The 9,287-nt window shown below is 39.3% G+C and carries 10 protein-coding genes and 1 pseudogene; 9 read left to right on the forward strand and 2 right to left on the reverse strand.

The genetic code is table 11. From position 1 onward, the window contains the following. Positions 1–2 precede the first annotated feature (2 nt). On the forward strand, positions 3–188 hold the full coding sequence (locus BLL41_RS18845; protein WP_083428077.1) for a hypothetical protein: 186 nt from the start codon (positions 3–5) through the stop codon (positions 186–188). Position 189: 1 nt separating this feature from the next. Here the strand turns inward: BLL41_RS18845 and BLL41_RS18850 are convergent, their stop codons facing one another. Continuing rightward, complete coding sequence (locus BLL41_RS18850; RefSeq protein ID WP_083428078.1) at positions 190–432, reverse strand: helix-turn-helix domain-containing protein; 243 nt, start codon at positions 430–432, stop codon at positions 190–192. A 74-nt stretch (positions 433–506) separates the two neighbouring features. On the opposite strand from BLL41_RS18850, the gene BLL41_RS18855 reads away from it, so the two are divergent. The 8 genes and pseudogenes from BLL41_RS18855 to glnA all read left to right on the forward strand — a co-directional run bounded on the left by BLL41_RS18855 (position 507) and on the right by glnA (position 8,017). Then, positions 507–1,106: a Holliday junction resolvase RecU gene (locus BLL41_RS18855; RefSeq protein ID WP_071579042.1), complete on the forward strand. Its 600-nt coding sequence runs from the start codon at positions 507–509 to the stop codon at positions 1,104–1,106. Beyond that, positions 1,103–1,249 (forward strand): hypothetical protein, encoded by a 147-nt coding sequence (locus BLL41_RS22845; protein ID WP_177230643.1) that lies wholly within the window; start codon positions 1,103–1,105, stop codon positions 1,247–1,249. Before BLL41_RS18855 ends, BLL41_RS22845 begins: the two co-directional genes overlap by 4 nt. 88 nt (positions 1,250–1,337) lie before the next feature. Next, positions 1,338–3,038 (forward strand): recombinase family protein, encoded by a 1,701-nt coding sequence (locus BLL41_RS18860; RefSeq protein WP_071579043.1) that lies wholly within the window; start codon positions 1,338–1,340, stop codon positions 3,036–3,038. Next, positions 3,004–3,429 (forward strand): annotated as a pseudogene (locus tag BLL41_RS18865) (stage V sporulation protein K); the annotation flags it as partial. The gene BLL41_RS18860 and the pseudogene BLL41_RS18865, both read left to right, overlap by 35 nt. A 132-nt stretch (positions 3,430–3,561) precedes the next feature. Beyond that, a complete protein-coding gene (hflX, locus tag BLL41_RS18875; protein ID WP_071579044.1) occupies positions 3,562–4,824 on the forward strand; it encodes a GTPase HflX in 1,263 nt (420 codons plus the stop codon). Between the two features lie 17 nt (positions 4,825–4,841). After that, the gene (locus BLL41_RS18880; RefSeq protein WP_071579045.1) at positions 4,842–6,107 is read left to right on the forward strand and encodes a methionine gamma-lyase family protein; all 1,266 of its coding nucleotides are present in this window, start codon (positions 4,842–4,844) and stop codon (positions 6,105–6,107) included. A 109-nt stretch (positions 6,108–6,216) separates the two neighbouring features. After that, positions 6,217–6,624, forward strand: a complete 408-nt coding sequence (gene glnR / locus BLL41_RS18885; protein ID WP_003238341.1) for a transcriptional repressor GlnR — start codon at positions 6,217–6,219, stop codon at positions 6,622–6,624. A 58-nt stretch (positions 6,625–6,682) separates the two neighbouring features. Next, a complete protein-coding gene (gene glnA / locus BLL41_RS18890; RefSeq protein WP_015252037.1) occupies positions 6,683–8,017 on the forward strand; it encodes a type I glutamate--ammonia ligase in 1,335 nt (444 codons plus the stop codon). A 112-nt stretch (positions 8,018–8,129) separates the two neighbouring features. Here glnA and BLL41_RS18895 read toward each other — a convergent pair whose 3' ends face one another. Next, the gene (locus BLL41_RS18895) at positions 8,130–9,284 is read right to left on the reverse strand and encodes a site-specific integrase (RefSeq protein ID WP_071579046.1); all 1,155 of its coding nucleotides are present in this window, start codon (positions 9,282–9,284) and stop codon (positions 8,130–8,132) included. Positions 9,285–9,287: the final 3 nt, after the last annotated feature.

Genomic DNA, 9,287 nt, shown 5'->3' on the forward strand with positions numbered 1-9,287 from the left:
AAATTAACGAGGTATATTATTCAATTCATACACTGTATAACAAAATGGATAGACAAATGAAAACAGTAAAGGAGGCCATTGAAGAAAAAGATTTGCAAAGAGCGCATCGTAACTTAATTAACTTAGCTGACAATAATGAGGAATTAATGCAGGAAATCAGGTGGATCAAAAAGGGAACCACCGTGTAAGTTAATTGATCAATTGTCTGCGCTCTTTAAAGTTCCATACATACAGCTCTTCAATAGAGCAACCTATAGCATCAGCAAATGTCATTGCTGTTCCAATATTCATATTTGATTTAACACCACTTACATAATCATTAATACGTTGTTTAGGTAATCCAGTACGTTCAACAAGGTCTTCAATTGAAACGCTATATTCATGCATAAGCTCATTGAGTCTTGAATCAACTGGTTTCCATTGTTTTTTCACTATGTACACCTCTTTCAGCAACGATTTTAGCACATACATAATTTACCTTCAATATAGATTAGGAGAGTGATTGATTGGGAGCAAACAATCAAGGGAAAGTTTTTGAAGCGAACATTGAAAAATCTGCAATAGATCAGAAGTTATTCTTCTACCGGATTAAAGACGTTAATCCAATGTTCTTGAAAAGGGGAGCAGCAGTATCGAAAAACAAATATGACTGTTTTTTGCATTTTAACGGGTACTTGTTTCCTTTTGAACTTAAATCAACAAAAGACAAGTCTATTTCCTTCAGCGAGAAGATCATAAAGCCTCAGCAGATTAAATATTTAAAGGAAGCAACACAATACCCAAACATAATCCCTGGTTTTCTGTTTCAGTTTAGAGAGCCGGAAAACAAAGTTTATTTCGTACATATTAATGATTTCCTTGCATATAAGAACATAGCTGAAAAACAGTTGAAACATACATATAAGAATAAAGTAAACAAAGCCAGTATCCCGATTGCAATTTGTGAAGAGATCGGTACAGAAGTGCAATGGATGAAAAAGAAAGTGAATTATACATATTATCTAAACAAACTTTGCGATGATTTGATAAAGAAATCCAAGTTATTGGACAACCCACTTAATTCATACATTGATGACAAGTCATCTATGGGAGTGGTGCATCAATGAGCAAACGAAGAGAATGCCCAGAAAACTATAAAGTAACCACAGACATTACTAAGGATGTAGAAAATTGGGTGAATGAGGTGATATCATCTAAGGAATTTTATGATTTTGCAGCTACATTAATGTACAAGTATAAAAAAGCATAAGGTGAAACAAGTATACCTGTTTTTCCCATGGTATACTTGTGCTTATATACAGGCATAAAAGATAAAGCAATATGGAGGTTATGATCTATTGCTTATATTAAAGGGAGATCAAAAGCTAAGCACGGACAATATAATGCATTTGATTGGCAAAATTAACGCATTAATTTATGCCAGAGTATCAACAACAGATCAAGCTAATAAGGGTTTCTCAATTGAGTCACAAATAGAAAGGTGTAAAGAAAGAGCAATCTCTAAATTTGGATACAAGGAAAGTGAAATAATTGCGTTGGTTGAACCGGGGGGCATGGGTGATGATCCAAATCGACCAGCTCTTAATCACGCTTTATATTTATTAGAAAAAGGACTAGGGAAAAAATTCATTGTATTACACCCAGATCGTCTAACTAGAGATAACACCTTACAGGGTGTGGTATCAAGAAGAATATGGGGTATGGGTGTTGATATCGAGTTTATTGAATTTGAAGTTAATCCTCATGATCCTGAATCAATGCTGATGTACAACATTCAAGGTTCAATTGCACAGTACAATAAGGCGAAAATTCATGCTAACTCAAAGCGAGGAAGATTGGCTAAAGCAAAGAAAGGTGAGTTCCCTTCATTTAAAAGGTTGTACGGATACAAATTTAACACAGTGACAGATCTTCCTGAGTACAACGAAGAAGAAAAAGAAATTTTGCTTGAAATGAAGGATATGCTCTTAAACAAAAAAATGTCTTCGAATGAAATTGCTAAAGAGCTTTCAAGAAGGGGGGTTGCTGCTCCTAATGGAAAGACTTGGTATCAGGCAACTGTAAGTAGAATGTTGCAGAATGAAGATTACACAGGTGATTTTTATTATGGAAAGTCAAAAGTTGTTCAAATTAACGGTAAGAAGAAACAGGTGCCAACAAACAAAGACGAATGGATATTGATAAAGATTCCTCCGATGTGGGATAAAGCTACACGAGAGCAAATCATTGAGCGGTTGAAGAGCAACTTTAAGGGAAGAAGTCGAGCTACTAAAGACTATTTGCTGAAAAACAAGGCGAAATGCGGTCGTTGTGGAGGGGCATGCGGCTCAGGAATAACTTCTAAGACTAAATCAGGCGTATATAAGTATTATTCTTGTAGAGCAAAGACTGCAAAAGGATACCAAAATGGCAAGAAAGTTGTTTCATGCGAAGGTAAGAACTGGAGAGTTGATATCGTTGATGAAGTTTTTTGGAATTGGTTTATAAAACTCATGAAGAACCCAGAGAAATTTTTAGAATCATTTTTAGAGGAAGCCTCTGATCAAAAGAAAATCGATGAGCTTAAAGCAAAAGCAAGTCGATTAGAAAAACAACTTGGTGAGATAGATGAAGAAATTGCAAATTATGTGATTCTTTTTGGAAAAGGGAAAATTAAAGAGAGTATGTTCGACCAACTGTCTCAGCCATTGGAACAGAACAAAGAGCATATTGAGAATGAGATTAAAATAATTAATTCACAATTGGTTGCAAATAAACAAACTGAAGACAAAAAACAAAAAATGATTGAGTATATCGGCTCGTTCTCTAAAATGATTAAAAATGAAATTACAATAGAAGAAAAACGGCAATTCCTTGATTTCTTCATTGAAAAAGTAACTCTGTTTGATGATGATCACATGGAAGTTGTATGGAAAAGTTCTTCACTTAATAATGAAAACAGCCATGTGGATTTTCTTAACGGCGAGCAGGGAGGGGAGTTTATAAACTCGCATAAAAGATTAAACCATATTCAAGCATATGGAAGACAAACAGCATGAGTTTATTTTGATACTCGCCGGATATTCTCGGGAAATGGATCATTTTCTCTCGCTAAACCCGGGTCTCCAATCAAGATTTCCCATCTCCATTGATTTTCCGGATTATTCTGTGACCCAGCTCATGGAGATTGCGAAACGAATGATCGATGAAAGGGAATACCAGCTCAGTCAAGAAGCGGAATGGAAATTGAAAGATTACTTAATGACAGTGAAAAGCACGACAAGTCCCATTAAATTCAGCAATGGACGTTTTGTCAGAAATGTGATCGAAAAATCGATCAGAGCACAAGCCATGAGGCTTTTAATGGGAGACCAATACTTAAAAAGCGACTTGATGACAATCAAAAGCCAAGATCTTTCCATTAAAGAAGAAGCATCTGGATCTGCATAGACCTCTCAGTTTTTGAGAGGTCTGTTTTTTGCTTGTATTTCTGCTTTTCAAAGCAATCGATTTGTGGTATACACATGCAGGGTTTGGTATGATAATACTACTGCCCAATATGCAAAAGAAAGGAACATCCATTTGAACGAACAAGAAACGATTCAGGAGAAAGCCATTTTAGTCGGATGTCAGCTGCCACATATCACAGATGAGCATTTTGAAAATTCTATGGAAGAGCTAGCATCTCTGACAAAAACAGCAGACGGAAAAGTATTGACCAGCGTCACGCAAAAACGGAACAGGGCTGACGCCGCTACATATATAGGAAAAGGGAAGGTAGAAGAGCTGAAGGCGCTGGTGGAAGAGCTTGAAGCTGATCTCCTCATTTTTAATGATGAACTGTCGCCAAGCCAGCTGAAGTCATTAGCAACAGCAATCGAAGTGAAGATGATTGACCGCACGCAATTGATATTAGATATTTTCGCAAAGCGGGCGAGAACAAGAGAAGGCAAACTTCAAATTGAGCTGGCTCAACTCCAATATGCACTGCCGCGTCTGACGGGACAAGGGATCAACCTCTCCCGGCAAGGCGGAGGAATTGGTGCGAGAGGTCCCGGAGAAACGAAATTGGAAACCGACCGCCGCCATATCAGAAATCGCATTCATGAAATCAACACACAGCTTTCAACTGTCATTCGTCATAGAAGCCGATACCGAGAAAGAAGAAAGAAAAACGGTGTGCTTCAAATTGCGCTTGTCGGCTATACAAACGCGGGGAAATCAACATGGTTCAACCGCCTGACGAGTGCTGACAGCTATGAAGAAGACCTCCTGTTTGCCACGCTGGACCCGATGACCAGAAAAATGGTCCTGCCAAGCGGCTACAGTGTTCTTCTTTCAGATACAGTAGGATTTATTCAGGATCTTCCAACGACATTGATTGCTGCATTCCGGTCAACGCTTGAGGAAGTTAAAGAAGCGGATTTGATCCTGCATTTAATTGATTCTTCAAATGAGGATTATGCGGGACATGAAAAAACAGTCCTTCGGCTGCTTGAGGAACTTGAAGCAGACGATATCCCGATGCTCACGGCTTACAATAAACGTGATCAAAGACTGCCTGATTTTATACCGTCCGCCGGAAGGGATCACATTATGGTCAGTGCGAAATTTGAGGACGACGCTGAAACCTTTAAAGAAGCGATTCAGCACTATTTGCGCAAAGAGCTGTTAACGTCTTTTGAAGCACATGTGCCGGCAAGTGAAGGGAAACTCCTTTCCAGAATCAAATCGGAAACAATGGTAGACCGTTTCTATTTTAATGAAGAAAATGAACGGTATGACATATCGGGCTATGTCCAAGAAGAGCAAAGTATCATCGGTGAATTAAAGAAGTATATGTAGGAAGGAAATATAAAGACATGTTTGACACATTAACACACGGAGAATTACTGAAAAAAACGGCAATGGAAGTGGAAGCGGACATTGCCGGCGTTCATAAACAAATAGAAGAAATCAGCGAGCGAAATGAATGGAGAGTGCTTCAAAGCTATAGAAAACACAAAGTAAGCGACACTCATTTCACGCCGTCTACTGGATACGGCTACGATGATATCGGAAGAGACACGCTTGAAAGCATATATGCGGATGTGTTTGGCGGAGAAGCGGGGCTTGTAAGGCCGCAAATCATTTCAGGCACACATGCCATCTCGATTGCTTTGTTCGGTGTCCTCAGACCGGGGGACGAGCTCCTTTATATAACGGGCAAGCCGTATGATACGCTAGAGGAAATTGTGGGCGTCAGAGGCGGAGAAAACGCTGGATCATTAAAGGATTTTCAAATCGGCTACAATGCTGTTGATCTGACGGAAGACGGAAAGATAGACTATGATGCAGTCGCCGCTGCGATTAATCCGAAGACCAAAGTAATCGGCATTCAGCGCTCAAAAGGGTATGCGAATCGCCCTTCTTTCTTAATTAGTGAAATAAAAGAAATGATCCGTTTTGTAAAAGAAATCAATGAAAACCTGATCGTCTTTGTGGACAACTGTTACGGAGAATTTGTGGAAGAGCTTGAGCCTTGCCATGTCGGAGCAGACCTGATGGCGGGATCTCTTATTAAAAATCCCGGCGGCGGTCTTGCGAAAACAGGCGGTTACCTCGTTGGAAAAGCGAAATGGATTGAAGCTTGCTCATACCGTATGACGTCACCTGGCATCGGCAGAGAAGCAGGGGCGTCTCTTTACTCGCTCCAAGAAATGTACCAAGGCTTCTTTTTGGCGCCTCACGTTGTGTCTCAAAGTCTAAAGGGAGCGGTGTTTACAGCGAGATTCCTTGAAAAACTCGGCTTCACTTCAAACCCGAAATGGGATGAGAAAAGAACGGATTTAATACAATCCGTTGAGTTTTCTGACAGAGAAAAGATGATTGCTTTTTGCCAGGCTATTCAATTTGCATCGCCAATCAATGCTCATGTGACGCCTTATCCGGCCTATATGCCAGGATACGAGGATGATGTCATTATGGCAGCAGGCACATTTATTCAAGGAGCAAGCATTGAATTATCAGCTGATGGCCCTATCCGCCCGCCGTATGTAGCGTATGTTCAGGGAGGATTAACCTATTCGCATGTGAAGAATGCCATATGCAGTGCAGTGGATTCATTGATGGAAAAGCAATTAATTTAAATTTTTTAAAAATTTCTCTAGATTTGATGTTAAGAATCCTTACATCTTATTGACACAAAATATAACATCACCTATAATGAAACTAAGTTAAGAAAAGGAGGAAATTGAGATGAGTGATAATATTCGCCGCTCAATGCCTTTATTTCCAATAGGAATTGTCATGCAGTTAACGGAGTTATCAGCAAGACAAATTCGATATTATGAGGAAAATGGACTGATATTTCCAGCCAGAAGTGAAGGGAATAGACGATTATTTTCATTTCATGATGTAGATAAACTGTTAGAAATCAAGCACCTGATAGAACAAGGTGTAAACATGGCAGGAATTAAACAGATTCTGGCGAAGGCGGAAGCCGAGCCGGAGCAAAAACAAAATGAGAAGACGAAAAAACCAATGAAACATGATCTGTCTGATGACGAACTGAGACAGCTCCTGAAAAACGAGCTTATGCAAGCCGGCCGTTTTCAAAGAGGGAATACATTCCGTCAAGGCGACATGTCCCGCTTCTTTCATTAATCCGTTAGCAACTGTTTTGCTATATACATTTACCTTTTAAGAGGAGGAATTTTACCAAATGGCAAAGTACACTAGAGAAGATATCGAAAAATTAGTAAAAGAAGAAAACGTGAAGTATATCCGCCTTCAATTTACTGACATTCTTGGAACAATCAAGAATGTTGAGATTCCTGTAAGCCAGCTTGGAAAAGCGCTTGATAATAAAGTCATGTTTGACGGTTCTTCTATTGAGGGATTCGTTCGTATCGAAGAGTCAGACATGTACCTGTATCCAGATCTAAATACATTTGTTATCTTCCCATGGACAGCTGAAAAAGGTAAAGTAGCACGTTTCATCTGTGATATTTACAATCCAGATGGCACACCTTTCGAAGGTGACCCGCGAAACAACTTAAAACGGATTCTGAAAGAAATGGAAGACCTCGGCTTCAGTGATTTCAACCTTGGACCGGAGCCTGAATTCTTCTTATTCAAATTGGACGAAAAAGGCGAGCCGACGCTTGAACTAAACGACAAAGGCGGATATTTCGACTTAGCTCCAACTGATTTAGGAGAAAACTGCCGCCGCGATATCGTACTTGAGCTTGAAGAGATGGGCTTTGAAATCGAAGCATCTCACCACGAAGTAGCACCTGGTCAGCACGAAATCGACTTTAAATATGCTGGAGCAGTCCGCTCTTGTGATGACATCCAAACATTTAAACTAGTTGTCAAAACAATTGCCCGCAAACACGGCCTGCATGCGACATTTATGCCAAAACCATTGTTCGGCGTGAACGGTTCAGGTATGCACTGCAATCTATCACTCTTCAAAAATGGTGTTAACGCATTCTTTGATGAAAGCGCAGATCTTCAGTTAAGTGAAACAGCAAAACACTTCATTGCAGGTATCGTGAAGCACGCAACAAGCTTTACAGCAGTAACAAACCCGACAGTAAACTCTTACAAACGTCTCGTTCCTGGCTATGAAGCACCTTGTTATGTAGCATGGAGCGCGCAAAACAGAAGCCCGCTTATCCGTATCCCGGCTTCCCGCGGCATCAGCACACGTGTTGAAGTACGCAGCGTAGACCCAGCTGCTAACCCGTACCTTGCACTTAGCGTATTGCTTGCTGCAGGATTAGACGGAATCAAAAACAAACTGGAAGCGCCAGCTCCAATCGACCGCAACATCTATGTGATGAGCAAAGAGGAGCGCATGGAAAACGGAATCGTTGACCTTCCAGCAACACTTGCGGAAGCGCTAGAAGAATTCAAATCAAACGAAGTCATGGTCAAAGCGCTGGGCGAGCACCTATTCGAACACTTCATCGAAGCAAAAGAAATCGAATGGGATATGTTCCGCACGCAAGTACATCCTTGGGAACGCGAACAGTATATGTCTCAGTATTAATCTTTCAATCCCTTGGCACTATTGGTGTCAGGGGATTTTTAAATTTTGGTCAAAAGATTAAGAGAACAATATTTTTGGTCCTTGACCAAAATATGACCAAAAAAATTTGAAGTTATGAATCTAACTCCACAATTGAGGACACGTATTTCTCGTAATCCTTTATTCGATTTTGGTCAAGCTTCTTACTAATATGTGAATAAACATCGGCAGTTACCATCATGCTTTTATGTCCTAAGCGTTCTTGAATGTATTTCATATCAGCGCCTGACTCTAAAAGTAAAACAGCATGTGTATGCCGTAATGCGTGGATAGGCATTTTATTTATGTCAGCTCGCTTTAAAATACGATTAAACGCATTAAAAAGGGTGGACTTAGGTAAAAAATTCCCGTCAACTCTGCAAAATACTAAATTGAGATCATGTTTATAATCATCCTGTAACATTTGTTTATTCTCAAATTGCCACTTCTTATGTTTTTGTAAAGCAGCAGAAAGGGAAGCACCAATTGATATTCTTCTTTTGGATTCATAAGTTTTAGTTTCGCCGAAGAGTTCAGCAGCTGTTTTTGCAGAAAAATCTAGGGTGTTTTTAATGTCTATGTAATTCTCTCTTAAGTTGATATCTGTCCATTGAAGAGCAGCAGCTTCACCTTTACGCATACCGGTCTCTATGAGCGTTCTAAAAAAGATGTAATATATATAGTTATACTTATATGCTTCCTGAAGAAATTTCGGAATATCCTCAGAAAGCATGTATTCGAGTGTACCTTTTTTCTTTTCATTCTTATTTGATATTGTGGCCCCGTAACAAGGGTTTTTTTCTAATTTTCCTATGATGACAGCTTTACTAAAAGCATTAAACATTGTACCGTGTATAATTTCCACAGTGCGTTTGCTGTACCCCTGATCAGTTAAAAAGTTAAGGAATTTTTGATACATAATAGGTTTAATATCTGTAATCTTGATGTTTTTGAAGTAAGGAAGAATATGATTCTTGATGTTTCGTTCGTGGAGTTCATATGTATTCTTTCTAACGGTGTCTTTTTTGTATTCATGTAGCCAACTAAATAAAAATTGCTCAAGCGACATGGTTTCTGTATCAAATTCAAATCCTGCAGCTATTTGCTTTTCTTGTTCTGCAGCAGCTTTTTGAGCTTCTTTCTTTGTCTTAAAACCACTCTTTGATTTTATTTTATATTTTAAAGTAAAAGGGTCCTTGAAGGAGACACGATATTCCCACTTGTCTCCTCTTTTTCTGAATGTAGCCATATT

It is taken from the genome of Bacillus sp. FMQ74 (assembly GCF_001875785.1).
In the GTDB taxonomy this organism is placed as follows: Bacteria; Bacillota; Bacilli; order Bacillales; family Bacillaceae; genus Bacillus; species Bacillus stercoris.

What these genes read in the sequence shown, in the direction of transcription:
- glnA (WP_015252037.1), top strand. Translation starts at nt 6,683, where the DNA reads ATGGCAAAGTACACTAGAGAAGATATCGAAAAATTAGTAAAAGAAGAA.
- BLL41_RS18880 (WP_071579045.1), top strand. Translation starts at nt 4,842, where the DNA reads ATGTTTGACACATTAACACACGGAGAATTACTGAAAAAAACGGCAATG.
- BLL41_RS18895 (WP_071579046.1), bottom strand. Translation starts at nt 9,284, where the DNA reads ATGGCTACATTCAGAAAAAGAGGAGACAAGTGGGAATATCGTGTCTCC.
- BLL41_RS22845 (WP_177230643.1), top strand. Translation starts at nt 1,103, where the DNA reads ATGAGCAAACGAAGAGAATGCCCAGAAAACTATAAAGTAACCACAGAC.
- glnR (WP_003238341.1), top strand. Translation starts at nt 6,217, where the DNA reads ATGAGTGATAATATTCGCCGCTCAATGCCTTTATTTCCAATAGGAATT.